Genomic DNA, 17,020 nt, shown 5'->3' with positions numbered 1-17,020 from the left:
TGCTTAGTCCGTCACGAGAGGCGGATAGGCGTGCGTCTCGCCATGGAAATCCGCGACAGTATAGCAACCGCCGCCATTGTCCGCGATCGTCGAGGCACTGATGACCGTCTTGCCGTGGCCGCCGGGAATATCGAGGACATAGGCCGGCTGGCAGAGCCCGGAGACGCGGCCGCGCAGCGATGCGACCAGGGCCTGCCCCTCCTCGATCGTCAGGCGGAAATGGCTGGTGCCGGGCGCGAGATCGGGATGGTGCAGATAATAGGGCTTGATCCGGTTTTCGACGAAGGCCCGCATCAGCGCGGCGAGCGTGTCGGGATCGTCATTGACGCCCTTCAGCAGCACCGACTGGCTGACCATGACGATGCCGGCATCGACCAGCCGGCCGCAGGCGGCACGGGCATCCATCGTCAGTTCGCGCGGGTGGTTGGCATGCAACGCAAGATAGGTGGTCTTGCCGCTTGCTTTCAGGGCGGCGATCATCGCCGCATCGACGCGCTCCGGCTCGGCGACCGGCACGCGGGTGTGGAAGCGGACGATCTTCACGTGATCGATCGCTGCCAGCCGTTCCATGACCGAGGCCAGCCGGCGCGGCGACAGCACCAGCGGATCGCCGCCGGTGAGGATCACCTCCCAGATTTCCGGATGATCGGCGATATAGGCGAAGGCTCTGTCCATCGCCTGCGAGGCAAGTGTGCCGAGCCCCTGCGGCCCGACCATTTCGCGGCGGAAACAGAAGCGGCAATAGACCGGGCAGACATGCACGGCCTTCAAGAGCACGCGGTCCGGGTAGCGATGAACGATACCCTCGACGGGACTGTGCGCTGTGTCGCCGATCGGATCGGCGCGCTCTTGCGGCAGGCGGACAAGCTCGGCCGCGTCGGGAATGAACTGGCGGGCGATCGGATCGTTCGGGTCGCCCGGGTCGATCAGCGCCGCCATGGCGGGCGTCACGGCGATTGCGTAGCGGGCGGCGACGTCAGACAGCTGCGCGTTCCGCGTGCCGGCGATCAGGCCCGCCTCTTCGAGATCATCGATCGTTTTCAAAGCGCGGCTGGCGGTCACGCCCGGCCTCCTCTTCGCTCGCTGGTTTCGGCCACCGGCGCCCAGATGACCTGATCGATCCGCGTCGCCCCTGTCGCCAGCATCACCAGCCGGTCGAATCCGAGCGCGCTGCCGCTTGCCTCCGGCATGATGTCGAGCGCGTCAAGGAAATCCTCGTCCAGCGGATAGGTTTCGCCGTAGACACGGCTCTTCTCGGCCATCTCCATCGTGAAGCGGCGGCGCTGCTCGGCGGCATCCGTCAATTCACCGAAGGCATTGGCGAGCTCGACGCCGCAGGCGTAGAGCTCAAACCGTTCCGCCACGCGCGCGTCATGCGGCGTTGGCCGCGCAAGGGCGGCTTCGGCGACGGGATACTCGTAGAGGATCGTCGCGCGACCGAAACCGAGATTGGGCTCGACCTTGTCGACGATCACCCGGCTGAAGAGATCCGCCCAGGTATCGTCCTGCGCGACGCGCAGACCGGCGCTCCGGAGACTTTCCGCCAAACGCTCCCGGTCGGTTTCACCACTGCGATCGATCGAGGCGATGAGATCGATGCCGGCGAAACGCTCGAAGGCTTCGGCGACGGTGATCCGCTCCGGTTCCAGATAAGGATCGGCCTTGGCGCCGCGATACGTCAACTGCTTCGCCTGCACGGTCTCGGCGGCAAGCCCAAGGATATCGGCGCAATCGCGCATCAGCACCTCGTAGGTTTCGCCGGCCCGGTACCATTCGAGCATGGTGAATTCCGGATGATGCAGCGGCCCGCGCTCGCGATTGCGATAGACATGGGCGAAACAGGCGATGCGCTGCTCGCCGGCGGCCAAAAGTTTCTTGCAGGCGAATTCCGGCGAGGTGTGCAGATAGAGCGGCACCCGGCTGCCATCGTGATTGACGGCCTGCGTTGCAAAGGCATGCAGATGCGCCTCGTTGCCAGGCGACACCTGCAGCGTCGCGGTATCCACTTCGATGAAATCCCGGGCTGCGAAGTAGGCGCGCAGGGCAGCCTGAATCCGGTTGCGGCCGAGGAGGAAACCTCGGCGATCGGCATGGACATCGGGCGTCCACCAGGGGGAGGCAGCGGGCATGAAGTTCCTGTATCCAGATTTCTCGAGCAGTCGATGTTTCGCGCAATTCGGCGGTTTCTTCGGGCGGCCCCTGCCGTCGCACTGGCAATTTGCACAAATATAGGATAGGTGCGGCCCGAAAACGCATTCTGGCGTCTTTGACGCGCATGTTTCGTGCGCTCCTCTACGACGCATCAAGCTCAGTTACAAGGAAGACTTATGGTCAAGGTAATCGCCTCTTCAGTCCGCAAGGGCAATGTTCTCGAAGTGGACGGCAAGCTTTACGCCGTTCTGACCGCTCAGAACTTTCATCCCGGCAAGGGAACGCCGGTCACCCAGGTCGACATGCGCCGTATCTCCGATGGCGTGAAGGTTTCCGAGCGCTGGCGTACGACCGAGCAGGTGGAGCGCGCCTTCGTCGAAGACCGCGAGCACACGTTCCTCTATGAAGACGGCGAAGGCTTCCACTTCATGAACCCGGAAACCTACGATCAGGTTGCCGTTACGCCCGACGTCATCGGCGACGACAAGGCCTACCTGCAGGAAGGCATGGTCGTACAGCTGAAGATGTTCGAAGGCGTTGCCCTGGCAATCGAGCTTCCGACCCGCATGACGCTCGAAATCGTCGAGACCGAGCCGGTCGTCAAGGGCCAGACGGCATCCTCGTCCTACAAGCCGGCGATCCTGTCGAATGGCGTTCGCACCATGGTCCCGCCGCATATCGGCGTCGGCACCCGCGTCGTCATCCTGACGGAAGACGCGTCCTACGTCGAGCGCGCCAAGGACTGAGCCTTTTTACGGCAGCCATGGAAACGGGCGCGGCCTCGTACCGCGCCCGTTTCCGTTTCCGCCGCAAGCTTTCAGTGTTTCAATTCCGGATAGGCCTCGGAAACTTCGCCGAGGTCGCTCAGCGTGTCGTCATAGCCTTCGAGCGTGACGCACACGCTGCAATGAGCATCAAGAACGCCGTCACGCCGCACCGCGATGCGCGAACCGTTGCTGCGCACCAGAACCGCATCGCCGGTGAAACCCTGCTTCAGCAGCCAGTCGCGCGGGGCATTCAAGCGAATCCGCACTTGGCTGCTCTCATCTTCCTCGCGCGCCACGATCAACTCGTAGGAAACCGGCTCGGAATGGCCGTTGATTTCCAGCTTGCCCTGGCCGCTGCCCTCGGCTGCGAATGTCAGCATTGTCGTTCTCCTCGATGGCCTACCTCCGCACGGCGCGTCCGGCGGCGATCAGCAGGCAGGCGCCGATGAAGCCGATAAGCAGATAGGCGAGCCAGCCGGTGAAACCTACTCCCGCAAACGCCAGAATGGCGTTGAGCACGACGGCGCCGATAATGCCCAGAATGATGTTGAAGAACATGCCCATTTCGGACTTCATGAACTGTTCTGCAAGCCATCCGGCAAGACCGCCGATGATGATGGCCGCGATCCATCCTACACCATTGACATCCATGTGGGTTCCCTCGCTTGAAGTTGCAGTGCGACGATAACGATCCTGCAGCGATTATGTTCCCGTCGTCAGTGGCGAGCATCAAATGCCGTGAAGCTAAGGTCCACAAATATGAATTTGCCGGTTGCGCCTGCCTCCAGTAGAGCCGATGCCAACAATCGGCGGCAACCTGGAGGACAAGGACTTGGATCAGCGGACGGCCACACCGGCCTATGGAAACGACACGGCGATGCCGGTGGCGGCACCCTTGACGACGGGGACGAGCGCCGCGCTGACCGGCGGCGTCTTGTGCCTTCTGTCGATGTCGAGCGTGCAGTTCGGCTCGGCGTTTTCGGCATCGGCAATCGCCGCCTATGGCCCGTTCGGCACCACCTGGCTGCGGTTGATCTGGGCCGCGGCTCTGCTGGCCATCGTCGTGCGGCCGCCGGTCCTGCGCTATTCGCGGGCACAGTGGCAGACCGCCGGACTGCTCGGCGCATCCATGGCGGGGATGACGCTGTGTTTCTTCGCGGCGATCGAGCGCATCCCGCTCGGCCTTGCCGTCGCGATTGATTTTCTCGGACCGCTGGCCGTCGCAACCTTTGCCTTCGGCCTCGGCTGGCGGCTCGTCTGGCCGCTGATCGCCGGCGCCGGCGTGCTTTTCCTCGCCCATGACGGGCATGGCTGGGTCGGCAATCTCACAGGCATACTCTTTGCCTTTGGCGCCGCCACCGGCTGGGGGCTCTACATCATCCTGATGAAGAAGGCGGGGAATGCGTTCGAGGGCCTGCAGGGTCTTTCCATGTCGCTGATCGTGGCCGCCATCGTCGCGACGCCGTTCGGGCTTCTGGAAGTCTCGCGCATCACGGTCGAGGGCGTCGTTGCTGTTGCGGGTCTCGCCCTCCTTGTGCCGCTGATCCCTTATGCGCTGGAAATGATAGCCCTGCGGCGGATGAGCACCTCGTCCTTCGGCATCCTGATGAGCCTGGAACCGGCGATCGGCGCCCTTGCGGGCTTTGTTGTGCTCAGCCAGCCGATGACGGCGCTGCAGATCGCCGGCACTGTTCTCGTCGTTGCCGCAAGTGCCGGAGCGACCGCAACAGGTCGTTGAATATTTGCGAATTTCGGCCGCGCATTTTGCAAACCCGGTGATAGAGTGGCGCGTACCGAGCTGCTTTATCCACCGAGGTGTGCATGTTTCCACTGTCGCATATGATGAAAGCCTTCATTCGCAAGGGCAAGCTGACGGTCATCGACGCAAACGGACAGCCGCATGTCTTTTCGGGCGAGCCCGGTCCCGAAGTAACCATGCGGCTGACGGATCCGAAACTTTACCGCACCCTTGTGTTCAACTCCGAACTTGCCGCCGGCGAGGCCTATATGGAGGGGACGCTGCGCTTCGAGGATGGCTCGAGCCTGCGTGATTTCCTGACGCTGTTTTCGATCAACCGGCTGGCGCTCGGCTCCTACCCGATCCAGAAGGCGTTGCGGGCCATCAAGATGCGCTTTCGCAAGCGCCAGCAATCCAACGTCAAGGGCGAGGCGCAGCGCAACGTCGCCCATCACTACGATCTCGGCAACGAGTTCTACAAGCTCTTCCTCGACGAGCACATGCTCTATTCCTGCGCCTATTTCCGCGAACCGCAGGAGACGCTGGAAGAGGCCCAGCGCAACAAGCTGCGGCTGCTTGCCGCCAAGCTCTGCCTTCGCCCCGGCATGAAGGTGCTCGACATCGGCTGCGGCTGGGGGGACCTGGCGCTCTATCTCGCCCAGCTCGAGGACGTCGAGGTGCTTGGCGTGACACTGTCGAAGGAGCAGCAGGCGCTGGCGACGCAGCGCGCCAAGGATGCCGGGCTCGACGGACGGGTGCGCTTCGAGCTGCGCGACTACCGCGACGTCAACGAGCCCTTCGACCGCATCGTTTCCGTCGGCATGTTCGAACATGTCGGCGTGCATCACTATGACGAGTTCTTCAAGAAGCTGAATGCGCTGATGCCGGATGATGGCGTCGCGGTGCTGCATTCCATCGGCCATATGAGCCCGCCCGGCATGGCAAGCGCCTGGCTGCGCAAATATATCTTCCCCGGTGCCTATTCTCCCGCTCTTTCCGAGGTGTTCGAGGTGGTGGAGAAGAACAGCCTGTGGGTGACGGATCTGGAATTCCTGCGCATCCACTATGCGACGACGCTCAAGCATTGGGGCGAGCGGTTCGAGAAGAACCGCGACAAGGTCATCGAGATGTATGACGAGCGGTTCGCCCGCATGTGGGAATTCTATCTGATCAGCGCCGAAATGATGTTCCGCACCGGCAGCCAGCTGGTCTTCCACATGCAGCTGTCACGCTCGCGCGATGCAGCACCGATCGTGCGCGACTACATCACCGACCGGCAGAAGGCCTATATCGTGCGGGAGAAGACGCTCAATATTTCTCTATGAGGGGTTCGCCATCCTTGCTCTCCCACTGCAATCTTTTGTAGTCGAAGCCGTATTCGAGCGTCGGCTTGACGATCGTGAAATAGGGTGAAAGGTCGAAATCGCGCGGCGTATAGAGCGAATGATGACGGATATGCAGGATTTCGGAGCGCGAATATTGCGACGTCGCCGAGGCCCGTCCTGGCGCGCGGGTAATCTCCGGCAGGATCGGGTAGCGGATCTGCTCGAAGGCCTGCGCAATCAGCGTCGAGCAGATGGCGCGCGTCGGATCGCCGGATCCGAAGGCCAGCATCCGGCGGCGCCAGCGCACCGGTACCGGCGGTGCCGGCATGAAATACCTGAGCATGTCCAGAATGTTCTTCATGTCGTATTTCATGCCGAGCCGCGAGATCATGAAGGACAGCACCGTATCCCGGTCCTCCGGCGTCAACCCGATCGGCCGGCAGATGCGGGTGTTGTAGGTGGAGTATTTCCGAAGCGGCACCGCGACGCATCCTTGGCCGAGGTTGACCTCGATCAGTTGCGGCCGATCGATCACCGGCAGCGTTGCCTCGTCCAGCGTCAGCGGGATTTCGTCGCCGGCGAAGAAGGCGGCGTGCGACCAGGTCGACTGGGTCAGATACTTGATCGCCGCCGAGATTTTCTGATTGCCCTCGATCAGCAGAATGTCACCGGGCCGCAGCGTGCGGGCGAGCGTCTCCGGGTCAGACGGCGTATAGGGCTCATAGCCCGACGTCTTCGTCGTCAGCCTTTCAGCCATCGCCATGCCGAGGCGATCGAGAAGCGTATCCTTGCTGGACAGGAGCGGGTTCATGCGGTCCGAGCTTTCGGGAAAGCGTTCATCCTCTGACTATGTATGAAGTTATCGCGCTCGCTGTCGAGTCTCACGCGGCCGTTTCGCCTTGACCTTTTCGTGAGGCCTGACTATTTTTAGAATAATTCTAAACTAGGCATTTCGCATCATGTTTTCACGTCTTTTTTCCGGCTCTAAACGCAGCCTGTCATCGCTTTCCGAACAGGAGGTTCTGGCGCTCGCCATATCCTCCGAAGAGGACGACGGCCGCATCTACCAGGCCTATGCGCAGATCCTGAAGGACAGGTACCCGGATTCGGCCAGGATTTTCGAGGACATGGCCGAGGTGGAAAACACCCACAAGAACATGCTGATCGACATGCATCGCCGCCGCTTCGGCGAGCGCATACCGCTGATCCGGCGCGAACATGTCAACGGCTTCCTGACGCGCCGGCCGGACTGGCTGCGCCAGAACCTGACGCTCGACGCCATGCGCCGCGAGGCGGAGGCGATGGAGACGCAGGCCTATAATTTCTACGTGGAGGCCGCAAAGAACACCTCGGACGCCGCGACACGGCAATTGCTGGGCGAACTGGCGCTGGCCGAACAGGGCCATGAGGACGTGGCGCGCATGCTGACCGACAAGCATGTGCCGGAAGGCGTTCGCAGGAAGGAGGACGACACGGCGTATCGCCAGTTCCTGCTCACCTATGTGCAGCCGGGTCTTGCCGGGTTGATGGACGGCTCGGTTTCGACGCTGGCGCCGATCTTCGCCGCCGCCTTTGCCACGCAGGACACCTGGCAGACCTTCCTGGTCGGCCTTTCGGCCTCCGTCGGCGCCGGCATATCGATGGGCTTCACCGAGGCGGCGCATGACGACGGCAAGCTTTCGGGGCGCGGCTCGCCGCTCAAGCGCGGCCTTTCCTGTGGCATCATGACGGCGCTCGGCGGGCTTGGGCACGCGCTGCCCTATCTCATCCCGCATTTCTGGACGGCGACGATCATCGCCGGGATCGTCGTCTTCGTCGAACTCTGGGCGATCGCCTTCATCCAGAACAAATATATGGAAACCCCCTTCCTGCGCGCCGCCGTCCAGGTGGTGATCGGCGGCAGCCTGGTGCTGGCGGCGGGGGTGCTGATCGGGAATGCGTGATGGCAAGGGCAGCAACAAAAAACTCTGGGCAAGCCACGATGGTGCGGCAGCCCGCAGCAATGCGTTTCACAAATAAGTCAATATTCCTTGGTGCATAACGTTCAACCCCAAGGAGAAATTTTATGTCCTTTGCTCGTCTACTGGCTTTAACTTCAATACTGATTGCATCGATCTTTCCGAGCCTTTCCGTTGCTCAAGATGGGAACAAGGGTATCAGAGGCGAATGGACGACTGATTGCTTGCCCATAGGGAAAAACGGCAGGCATGGATACATGACCCGTGTCACCGTTTCAGACAATGTGATCAAGGCCACATCGCAGATTTATGCGACAAGCCAGTGCCAAACACCCACAGTTCAGGTGAATTTTACTGGATCGCTCATCCATGATCGAGACGAGGGCGGGAAAATCCATATTGAGCATGTTGTTCGCACCCTCACGACCACACCCAACATCAAAGCTGTTGTCGATCACTACAACAAAGAAACCGCCGATGGGGCTGGTTGCGGCATGACTGGGTGGCAGGGGAATGTACCTGTGTCGGTCGCGGGGAAAACCTGCGGCCTTTTCACTTTCGCTGCTGTAGGAACGCATCTGTATGACAGTGCATGGGTAGAGGGAAATCAACTCCGTTTTGGAGCCTTTCCTGTTGCATGGACAAACACGTCCGCTGAGAAAACGCCGTCGCAGCCGCTTGAGACCGTCTACTACAGAACCGGCCAGTAAGACCAAGAGCCGCGGTGCTCAAGTTTCGCGGCGAACCGACCCTCTTAAATTTTCAGGTCTTGCAAAGGTTCTTCAGGGGGTGATGGGTGTCTTTGTATTAAACCAGTGATCAGTTCCCGACCGAGCCAACCAGCACTTCCGCGCCGTTTTCGATGGTAACCCAGCGGCCGGTGTCGAAGGAGGCCCGACGCTTCAAAAAGCGCTTGGATGTCTTCGTCCGGAGGCGCTAAACCGCCCGTGATTATTCAATGAAATCCGCTACCCCGCGATCGAGCCGATAAAATCCGTCCTGCGGGACGGGCAGTTCCAGCATTTCGCGTCGAGACAGGCCGAGATAGATGCCTCGTATTATCCGGCCGGTCAGCCCATGCGAAATGGCAATTGTGGGGCCGGATATGTCCAATAGCCACTCCGTTACACGAAGGCACACATCGTCGAATGTCTCGCCATCCGGGGATCGAAAAAACCAATCAAAAGGATTCGCGCCGACCAGAGCCTCAGGATATTCCATGTCGATTTCAAAGTGGGTCATGCCGTCCCATGCGCCCACCGTCACTTCCATCAAGCGGGGCTCCTCCTTGGTTGGCAGCGGGATTGACCGCGTGATGCGCGCCGCTGTTTCCAATGCCCGGCCGAGCGGAGATACCTGGATTTCGAATGTTTTCTCGCGGCCGTGGATTTCGCGCGCCAATCGTTTGCCGACTTGATCGGTTTGCTCAATTCCACGCTGCGTGAGCGGAGAGTCCTTCCGACCCTGAAATCGACCCGCAATATTCCAAGCCGTTTCTCCGTGGCGGAGCAAATAAATCATCTCTTGGCGTCCGCAATTTCGATGAGGTCACAGAGTTTACGGCCAATGGATACTGCGCCAACCTGCGCGCCCGCAGCGGCTGACGGCCAGACCTTTGGAGCCCCTTTAAATCTCTGAATTCTGAATCTTAGTTCCCGACCGAGCCGACCAGCACTTCCGCGCCGTTTTCGATGGTAACCCAGCGGCCGGTATTGAAGGAGGCCTGACGCTTCAAAAAGCGGTAGGGTGTCTTCGTCCAGAGTTTTACCTCGTTTTCGAGATTGTCGAGGATGAAATCGCCCTGGGCCGTGCGCACGGTCAGAACCGCGTGGCCCTCGCCGTCCGGCTTGCGGACGACGGTGATCAGCAGATCGGACGGCGAAAAGCCCTTCTCCATCAGGCGCTTTCGCTTCAACAGCACGAAGTCCTCGCAATCGCCCGCCGTCGTCGGATTGGCCCAGACCTCGTCCTTGCCGTAGAGGTCCATGTCGGTCACGGGGGTGATTTCGCGATTGACGGTGAGATTGACCTCGCGGATGACCGACCAGCCGAAATCGGTGACGCGCGGCGCGGTCGAGGGCTTGGACTTGATATCGCAGTCTAGACGATGGGACTGGCAGAACTCGTAATGGCCGATCGGCTGGGAGGTGATGGCGCCCGTCTGCATCGAGAGGGCTGTTGCCGATGGCGCCGGAATTGCCGCGCCTGCCGATGCGAAAACAGCCGCGATTGCCACGACCATTTTCCTAACCCCAGTCAACTGCGCCATACACGTCCCCTGTGGCGCGGTTTTCTCCTGAAACAGTTCCGAAGAATCCCCGCGAAAAGCTGAAAATCTGACGCCAGCTTTCGCAATCGATCCCCATCGCGAGCTGCTCTAATCGTTAACAAAGAGTTAACAGTGCGCCCGAAACGAAGTCAATCTGCAGAATTGGGGATTGCTGGATATGGTTAAAATGCGCGGCAAACCGGCATCGCAGCTGAATTACCGCACGTTTTCAAGCAGTTATCATGCCGTCGACGGCGGCCAGCATGCGCTCGACGTCCTCTGGCCGCGACAGGCGGTGATCGCCGTCGCGGATCAATGTCATCACGACATCGTCGGACGGCAGGTGTTCCATCAGCTTCAACGCATGGCCATACGGCACGTCCGGATCGCGCATGCCCTGCAGGATATGCACCGGGCAACCGGTCTCGATGATGCCGTGCAGCACGCGGTTGTCGCGTCCGTCCTCGATCAGCCTTGCGGTGTAGATGTTCGGGTCCGGGCCGTAGGGCGTCGGCTCCTCGAAATAGCCGCGTTCGGCAAGGGATGCACGCTCGGCATCCGTCAGGTTCGGCTCGATGAGTTCGCTGGTGAAATCCGGCGCCGGCGCGATCAGCACGAGGCCGGCGATGCGACCACCCTGCCCGCGGGCGCGCAGTTCGGCGATCAACCGAAGCGCGATCCAGCCGCCCATCGACGAGCCGATCAACACCATTCGCTTGGGATTGACGTGATCCAGTACCGCAAGGCTTTCTTCCAGCCACCGCGAAAGCGTTCCGTCCGCAAACGTGCCGCCGGAGACGCCGTGGCCGGAATAGTCGAAGCGGATGCAGGCGGCGCCGGTCTTTTCGGCGTGCCGTTCGAGCTCGACTGCCTTGGTGCCGGCCATGTCAGACCGGTATCCGCCGAGCCAGACGAGTGCCGGCAGCGATTTGCCCCTTGCCGCGGGCAGAATGCGCATGGCAATCCGGCGCTTATCCACGCCGCTGCCGACATCGAGATAGTCAGGCTCAGCGTCTGCGTTTGGCAATGACATCACGTCTTTTCCTTTTTTTGAGCGTTTCTCGCTGTTTTTCTTTCTAAAACAGATTCGCCGAATGCCTGACAGGTGGTGATTTCTGCAAAAAGCTGTGGTATTGACTTTCCGGCAGCAATTTCCACATGACGGTCCATCGGCAGTTGAACGGCATTTTGCCGGGAAATCGCGCTACCGTCATGCATTCCATTTAACAGCTCGAGGAGAGTACGACCATTCGCAGACCGTTCAAAACGGACGCCCCGACAAAAGACGGGCCCCGCTCTAACAAGGAAATCCGGGTTCCCCGGGTTCAGCTCATCGACGCCGAAGGTGTCAACCACGGCAGCATCCCCACAGATCAGGCATTGCGCATGGCAGAGGAGGCCGGCCTTGACCTGGTGGAGATTTCACCGAACGCTGAACCGCCGGTGTGCAAGATCCTTGATCTGGGCAAGCTGAAATACGCAACGCAGAAAAAGGCGGCCGAGGCGCGCAAGAAGCAGAAGATCATCGAGATCAAGGAGATCAAGATGCGTCCGAACATCGACACGCACGATTACGACGTGAAGATGAGAGCGATGAACCGCTTCTTCGAAGAAGGCGACAAGGTCAAGGTGACCCTGAAGTTCCGCGGCCGCGAAATGGCGCACCAGGAACTTGGCTTGAAGCTCCTGCTCCAGGTCAAGGAAGACACCACTGCGATCGCCAAGGTCGAAGCCGAGCCCAAGCTCGAAGGCCGTCAGATGATGATGGTGCTGGCGCCGAAGTAAGCGCCGCGTTTTCAGGCTTGATCCTGATGAAAGCCGCCGAACAGGCGGCTTTTTCATATCCGACGCCGGCAATGCGGAAATATCGGCGCGTTTTCCTCAATGCCATTGCACTTTGGGGGCGCTTCGGTTACAAGCCCCCGTCCGAACGGTCCGGCAGGGCATGCCGTGGCCGTTCTTTACGCTGGAGACGACCTCGTCAGTCGATCTCGAAATCAAGAAAAATGGAGTAGCAAAATGCCCAAGATGAAGACGAAATCCTCTGCCAAGAAGCGGTTCAAGATCACCGCAACCGGCAAGGTCATGGCAGCTGCCGCAGGCAAGCGTCATGGCATGATCAAGCGGTCCAACAAGTTCATTCGCGATGCGCGTGGCACCATGGTGCTTGCAGAGCCTGATGGCAAGAAGGTCATCAAGAACTACCTGCCCAACGGTCTCTAAGACGTCTGGCACTTTTGGATTTTTAAGGAGATCATGACATGGCACGTGTAAAACGCGGCGTAGCAGCTCACGCCAAGCACAAGAAGACACTCAAGGCAGCCAAGGGCTTCTACGGCCGCCGCAAGAACACCATCCGCGCCGCCAAGGCAGCCGTGGACCGTTCGAAGCAGTACGCTTACCGCGACCGCAAGGTCAACAAGCGCAACTTCCGCGCTCTGTGGATCCAGCGCATCAACGCTGCCGTCCGCGAGCATGGCCTGACCTATGGCCGCTTCATCGACGGCCTCTCCAGGGCTGGCATCGAAGTCGACCGCAAGGTTCTGTCCGACATGGCAATCCATGAGACGGAAGCATTCGGCGCGCTCGTCGCCGCCGCCAAGAAGGCGCTTGAATACCTCAAGGACGCAGGCACCACCAACGAGTTTGAAAGCGCGGTTCGTTAAGACCAGCGCTTCCCAAGCCCTTGCTATTTTAATTGGGAAACCCGCGCTGGTACGGCTGGCGCGGGTTTTTCTTTGACCGATCACGGGAAATGAACCATGTCCGATCTGCAAGCACTGAAAGAAAAGCTGCTGACCGAGGTGACGGGGGCAGGTGACGAGGCGGCCATCGAGGCCGTGCGTGTCAACGCACTCGGCAAGAAGGGCTCGATCTCCGAGCTCCTGAAGACCCTCGGCACCATGTCGCCGGAAGAGCGCCAGACACGCGGTGCTGCGATCAACGCGCTGAAGACCGACGTCTTCGAAGCCATCGCCGCCCGCAAGTCGGCGCTGAAGGACGCGGCGATCGCCGAACGCCTTGCGCGCGAGACCGTCGATATCAGCCTGCCGGTGCGCTCGTCCCCGGCCGAGCGCGGCCGTATCCACCCGATCAGTCAGATCATCGACGAAATTACCGCGATCTTCGCCGACATGGGTTTCTCGATCGCCGAAGGTCCCGACATCGAGACCGACTATTATAACTTCACCGCGCTGAACTTCCCCGAAGGCCATCCGGCGCGCGAGATGCACGACACGTTCTTCTTCAATCCGGACGAAAACGGCGAGCGCAAGGTGCTGCGCACACACACCTCGCCCGTGCAGGTGCGCACCATGGAAGCGCAAAAGCCGCCGATCCGCATCATCATTCCGGGCAAGACCTACCGGCAGGATTCGGATGCGACGCACTCGCCGATGTTCCACCAGGTCGAGGGTCTCGTCGTCGACACCAAGTCGAACGTCGCCAACATGCGCTGGATTCTCGAAGAATTCTGCAAGGCCTTCTTCGAGGTGGACGACGTGACGATGCGCTTCCGCCCGTCCTTCTTCCCCTTCACCGAACCGTCCTTCGAGGTCGACATCCAGTGCGACCGTTCCTCCGGCCCGATCGTCAAGTTCGGCGAAGGCACCGACTGGATGGAAATCCTCGGCTGCGGCATGGTGCACCCGAACGTCTTGCGCGCCGGCGGTCTCGATCCCGACGTCTACCAGGGTTTTGCCTGGGGCATGGGCCTCGACCGCATCGCCATGCTGAAATACGGCATGCCGGACCTGCGCAACTTCTTCGACGCCGACGTGCGCTGGATGAGCCACTACGGCTTCCGCCCGCTCGACATGCCGACGCTGTTTGGCGGCTTGAGCGCGTAACAGCCGACGACATCAAGGCGCTCGTGCCGATAGCCTAAATTGAGAAGAGAACCGCAATGAAATTCACCCTCTCCTGGCTGAAAGAGCATCTGGAAACCGATGCGACCCTTGAACAGATCTGCGAGCGCCTGACGGCGATCGGGCTGGAGGTCGAGGATGTCGACGACAAGGCTGCGTTCAAGCCCTTCGTCATCGCCAAGGTCATTTCGGCCGAAAAGCATCCGCAGGCCGACAAGCTCAAGGTGCTGATGGTCGATACCGGTTCCGGCGCGCCCGTGCAGGTCGTCTGCGGTGCGCCGAATGCCCGCGCGGGCCTCGTCGGCGCCTTTGCCGCACCCGGCAACTACGTGCCCGGCATCGACGTGACGCTGTCCGTCGGCAATATCCGTGGCGTCGAGAGCCGCGGCATGATGTGCTCGGAAAAGGAGCTGCAGATCTCCGACAGTCACGACGGCATCATCGACCTGGCCGAGGATGCGCCGGTCGGGACGAGCTTCGCAGCCTATGCCGGGCTCGACGATCCGGTGATCGAGATCAACCTGACGCCGAACCGTCCGGACTGCACCAGCGTCCACGGCATCGCACGCGATCTGGCCGCCTCCGGCCTAGGTACGCTGAAGGCTCCGAAGGCCCCCTCCTTCAAGGTGGAGGGCGAGACGACAACCAAGGTGAAGCTCGATCTCGGCGAGGACACGCATCTCTGCCCCGGCTTTGCGCTGCGCCTGGTGCGGGGCGTCAGGAACGGTCCAAGCCCGAAATGGATGCAGCAGCGGCTCATCGCCATCGGTCTCAGGCCCATCAATGCGCTGGTCGACGTCACCAACTACATGACCTTCGACCAGGGCCGGCCGCTGCACGTCTTCGACGCCGCCAAGGTCACGGGCAACCTCACCGTTCGCCGCGCCAGGGAGGGCGAGAAGGTCCTGGCGCTCGACACGCGCGAATATACGCTGTCGCCGGCCAACGTCGTCATTGCCGATGAAAACGGCATCGAATCGATCGGGGGCATCATGGGCGGCGAACATTCCGGCTGCGACGAGAACACGACCGACGTGTTGATCGAATCAGCGCTCTGGGACCCGATGAACATCGCCAAGACCGGCCGCACGCTGGGTATCATCAGCGATGCGCGCTATCGCTTCGAGCGCGGCGTCGATCCGGAATATATGGTTCCCGGTCTCGAACGCGCCACGCAGCTGGTTCGCGACATCTGCGGCGGCGTTGCGGCAAAGACCGACGTGGTCGGCTATGCCGGCTACACGCCGAAGGTCGTCGATTTCCCGGTTTCCGAGGTCAAGCGCCTGACGGGCCTTGAGGTCAGCGCAAAAGAGAGCGTCGCGATCCTCGAGGGTCTCGGTTTCGCTGTGACGGGCTCCGGTGAGCATGTCTCCGTCTCCGTTCCGTCCTGGCGGCCCGATGTCGATGGCAAGGCGGACCTCGTCGAGGAGGTCATGCGCATCCACGGCGTTGACAACATCAAGCCGCAGCCGATCGAAAGCCTCGGCACCGTCAACGGCAAGATCCTGACGACGCTGCAGATCCGCACGCGCCAGGCCAAGCGGGCGCTTGCCGCCCGCGGCATGCTGGAGGCGGTCACCTGGTCGTTCATCTCCAAGGCGCAGGCCGAACTGTTCGGCGGCGGCGCCCCGGCGCTGTCGCTGGCTAACCCGATCGCCGCCGACATGTCCGACATGCGGCCGTCGCTGCTGCCGGGCCTTTTGACCGCCGCCCAGCGCAATGCCGACAAGGGCTTCGGCGACGTGGCGATCTTCGAGGTTTCCGGCACCTATGAAAACGATACGCCGGCCGGCCAGCGCCGCGTTGCCGGCGGCGTGCGCCGCGGCACGGCATCGCTCGCCGGCGCCGGCCGCTCGTGGTCGAATGCGGCAAAGGGTGGCGGCAAGCCGGTCGACGTGTTCGACGCCAAGGCCGACGCGATCGCCGTTCTCGAAGCCTGTGGCGTGCCGATGAGCAATGTCCAGTTCGAAGCAGGCGGCCCGTCCTGGTATCACCCGGGCCGTTCCGGCACGATCAAGCTCGGCCCGAAGATCGTGCTCGGCACCTTCGGCGAGTTCCATCCGAAGGTGCTGGCAGCGCTCGACGTTTCCGGCGCGCTCGCGGGCTTCGAAGTCTATGTCGATGCCATGCCCGAGCCGAAGAAGAAGGCCACCCGCACCAAGCCGGCGCTGGAGCTCTCGCCCTTCCAGGCCGTCAGGCGCGACTTCGCCTTCGTCGTCGACAAGACCGTTGAAGCGGGCGCCATCCTCAAGGCGGCTTCGAGCGCCGACCGCAAGCTGGTCGCCGGCGTCAACGTCTTCGACGTGTTCGAAGGCGCCTCGCTCGGCGACGGCAAGAAGTCGGTAGCGATCGAGGTCGTCATCCAGCCGGCCGAGCGCACGCTGACGGACGAGGATTTCGAAGCCCTGACCGGCAAGATCATCGCCAATGTGACGAAGAGCACGGGCGGGGTTCTGCGAGCCTGAAACTTAGCCGCAAGAGGGGTTCTTCTCCCTTTTGCGGCCCGGCCGGGCGAGCCTGTGCTTTATCATGCCTCTCCCATGGCTTGCAGGTACGGGCTCTCCCCGGTCATTTCCGCCTGTCAGCTTCCACCTCCGGGTCATCCCTCCGGTCATCTCCACCCCGGTCATCTTCACCTCTGGTCATCTTCACCTCTGGTCATCTTCCACCTCCTCGTCATCCTCGGGCTTGACCCACTGCTGTCCGGTTTAAATTTCCACGATTGGCAGAGGCAATTGTCGTGGGTCGGATCTCGGTGATGGGGGAGTTTGCCTGAGCGCGTTGATCGGTCTGCGGTGCATGATGTTGAGGCGGACGAGGCGGGTGAAGGCGAGCGNTTGGGAAATCGCGGTCTGGCAGGCTTGGGCCATGCGCAGCAGAATGTAGGCGATCAGTGCAACGTAGACCTGGATGCGCACGGCGTTCTCCGAGGTGCCGAGGAAATGA

General features: G+C 61.3%; 19 protein-coding genes and 2 pseudogenes. 10 read left to right on the top strand and 11 right to left on the bottom strand.

From position 1 onward, the window contains the following. Window positions 1-3 precede the first annotated feature (3 nt). Together A3AY_RS0100100 and epmA are read right to left on the bottom strand one after the other, a co-directional pair. Entirely contained in the window at window positions 4-1,062 is a 1,059-nt protein-coding gene (locus A3AY_RS0100100; protein ID WP_018323627.1) for a lysine-2,3-aminomutase-like protein, read from the bottom strand. Then, window positions 1,059-2,129: an EF-P lysine aminoacylase EpmA gene (gene epmA / locus A3AY_RS0100095; RefSeq protein WP_018323626.1), complete on the bottom strand. Its 1,071-nt coding sequence runs from the start codon at window positions 2,127-2,129 to the stop codon at window positions 1,059-1,061. Before epmA ends, A3AY_RS0100100 begins: the two co-directional genes overlap by 4 nt. A 198-nt stretch (window positions 2,130-2,327) precedes the next feature. Between epmA and efp the strand changes: the two genes are divergently transcribed. Beyond that, entirely contained in the window at window positions 2,328-2,897 is a 570-nt protein-coding gene (gene efp, locus A3AY_RS0100090) for an elongation factor P (protein ID WP_018323625.1), read from the top strand. A 71-nt stretch (window positions 2,898-2,968) separates the two neighbouring features. Here the strand turns inward: efp and A3AY_RS36920 are convergent, their stop codons facing one another. Further along, window positions 2,969-3,298 (bottom strand): hypothetical protein, encoded by a 330-nt coding sequence (locus A3AY_RS36920; RefSeq protein WP_018323624.1) that lies wholly within the window; start codon window positions 3,296-3,298, stop codon window positions 2,969-2,971. 19 nt (window positions 3,299-3,317) lie between these two features. Continuing rightward, window positions 3,318-3,569 carry a GlsB/YeaQ/YmgE family stress response membrane protein gene (locus A3AY_RS0100080; protein WP_018323623.1) on the bottom strand — a complete coding sequence of 84 codons (252 nt, stop codon included), beginning with the start codon at window positions 3,567-3,569 and terminating at the stop codon, window positions 3,318-3,320. Window positions 3,570-3,795: 226 nt separating this feature from the next. On the opposite strand from A3AY_RS0100080, the gene A3AY_RS0100075 reads away from it, so the two are divergent. Continuing rightward, complete coding sequence (locus tag A3AY_RS0100075; protein WP_112864827.1) at window positions 3,796-4,656, top strand: EamA family transporter; 861 nt, start codon at window positions 3,796-3,798, stop codon at window positions 4,654-4,656. 83 nt (window positions 4,657-4,739) lie between these two features. After that, a complete protein-coding gene (locus A3AY_RS0100070) occupies window positions 4,740-5,981 on the top strand; it encodes an SAM-dependent methyltransferase (protein WP_018323621.1) in 1,242 nt (413 codons plus the stop codon). On the opposite strand, the gene A3AY_RS0100065 is transcribed toward A3AY_RS0100070, so the two are convergent. Next, window positions 5,965-6,792, bottom strand: coding sequence for a C40 family peptidase (locus tag A3AY_RS0100065; RefSeq protein ID WP_018323620.1), 828 nt, complete (start codon window positions 6,790-6,792; stop codon window positions 5,965-5,967). The genes A3AY_RS0100070 and A3AY_RS0100065 overlap by 17 nt on opposite strands. A gap of 148 nt (window positions 6,793-6,940) precedes the next feature. Between A3AY_RS0100065 and mbfA the strand changes: the two genes are divergently transcribed. Together mbfA and A3AY_RS0100055 are read left to right on the top strand one after the other, a co-directional pair. Then, window positions 6,941-7,924, top strand: coding sequence for an iron exporter MbfA (gene mbfA / locus A3AY_RS0100060; protein WP_018323619.1), 984 nt, complete (start codon window positions 6,941-6,943; stop codon window positions 7,922-7,924). Window positions 7,925-8,046: 122 nt separating this feature from the next. Continuing rightward, on the top strand, window positions 8,047-8,649 hold the full coding sequence (locus A3AY_RS0100055) for a hypothetical protein (protein ID WP_018323618.1): 603 nt from the start codon (window positions 8,047-8,049) through the stop codon (window positions 8,647-8,649). A gap of 109 nt (window positions 8,650-8,758) precedes the next feature. On the opposite strand, the pseudogene A3AY_RS40240 reads toward A3AY_RS0100055, so the two are convergent. The 5 genes and pseudogenes from A3AY_RS40240 to A3AY_RS38820 form a co-directional block, all read right to left on the bottom strand. Continuing rightward, a pseudogene (locus A3AY_RS40240) lies at window positions 8,759-8,875 on the bottom strand (transglutaminase-like cysteine peptidase); the annotation flags it as partial. Window positions 8,876-8,890: 15 nt separating this feature from the next. Further along, entirely contained in the window at window positions 8,891-9,460 is a 570-nt protein-coding gene (locus A3AY_RS0100045) for a histidine phosphatase family protein (RefSeq protein ID WP_026202960.1), read from the bottom strand. Between the two features lie 127 nt (window positions 9,461-9,587). Continuing rightward, window positions 9,588-10,208 (bottom strand): transglutaminase-like cysteine peptidase, encoded by a 621-nt coding sequence (locus tag A3AY_RS0100040; RefSeq protein WP_026202959.1) that lies wholly within the window; start codon window positions 10,206-10,208, stop codon window positions 9,588-9,590. A 229-nt stretch (window positions 10,209-10,437) separates the two neighbouring features. Beyond that, complete coding sequence (locus A3AY_RS0100035) at window positions 10,438-11,241, bottom strand: alpha/beta hydrolase (RefSeq protein ID WP_018323615.1); 804 nt, start codon at window positions 11,239-11,241, stop codon at window positions 10,438-10,440. Further along, the gene (locus A3AY_RS38820; protein ID WP_154663231.1) at window positions 11,241-11,564 is read right to left on the bottom strand and encodes a hypothetical protein; all 324 of its coding nucleotides are present in this window, start codon (window positions 11,562-11,564) and stop codon (window positions 11,241-11,243) included. The genes A3AY_RS0100035 and A3AY_RS38820 overlap by 1 nt, the downstream gene beginning before the upstream one ends. On the opposite strand from A3AY_RS38820, the gene infC reads away from it, so the two are divergent. The 5 genes from infC to pheT all read left to right on the top strand — a co-directional run bounded on the left by infC (window position 11,457) and on the right by pheT (window position 16,539). Beyond that, a complete protein-coding gene (infC, locus tag A3AY_RS0100030) occupies window positions 11,457-11,993 on the top strand; it encodes a translation initiation factor IF-3 (protein WP_083925864.1) in 537 nt (178 codons plus the stop codon). The genes A3AY_RS38820 and infC overlap by 108 nt on opposite strands. A 234-nt stretch (window positions 11,994-12,227) precedes the next feature. Continuing rightward, a complete protein-coding gene (gene rpmI / locus A3AY_RS0100025; RefSeq protein ID WP_018323613.1) occupies window positions 12,228-12,431 on the top strand; it encodes a 50S ribosomal protein L35 in 204 nt (67 codons plus the stop codon). 38 nt (window positions 12,432-12,469) lie between these two features. Beyond that, on the top strand, window positions 12,470-12,874 hold the full coding sequence (rplT, locus tag A3AY_RS0100020) for a 50S ribosomal protein L20 (RefSeq protein WP_018323612.1): 405 nt from the start codon (window positions 12,470-12,472) through the stop codon (window positions 12,872-12,874). Window positions 12,875-12,970: 96 nt separating this feature from the next. Next, a complete protein-coding gene (pheS, locus tag A3AY_RS0100015) occupies window positions 12,971-14,056 on the top strand; it encodes a phenylalanine--tRNA ligase subunit alpha (protein ID WP_018323611.1) in 1,086 nt (361 codons plus the stop codon). 56 nt (window positions 14,057-14,112) lie between these two features. Continuing rightward, window positions 14,113-16,539, top strand: coding sequence for a phenylalanine--tRNA ligase subunit beta (pheT, locus tag A3AY_RS0100010; protein WP_018323610.1), 2,427 nt, complete (start codon window positions 14,113-14,115; stop codon window positions 16,537-16,539). Window positions 16,540-16,782: 243 nt separating this feature from the next. On the opposite strand, the pseudogene A3AY_RS40235 reads toward pheT, so the two are convergent. Then, window positions 16,783-17,020: pseudogene (locus tag A3AY_RS40235) on the bottom strand (IS4 family transposase); the annotation flags it as partial.

It is taken from the genome of Rhizobium giardinii bv. giardinii H152 (assembly GCF_000379605.1).
In the GTDB taxonomy this organism is placed as follows: domain Bacteria; phylum Pseudomonadota; class Alphaproteobacteria; order Rhizobiales; family Rhizobiaceae; genus Pararhizobium; species Pararhizobium giardinii.
The sequence above is the reverse complement of the archived record's forward strand: the minus strand, read 5'-3'. Positions and strand labels throughout refer to the sequence as shown.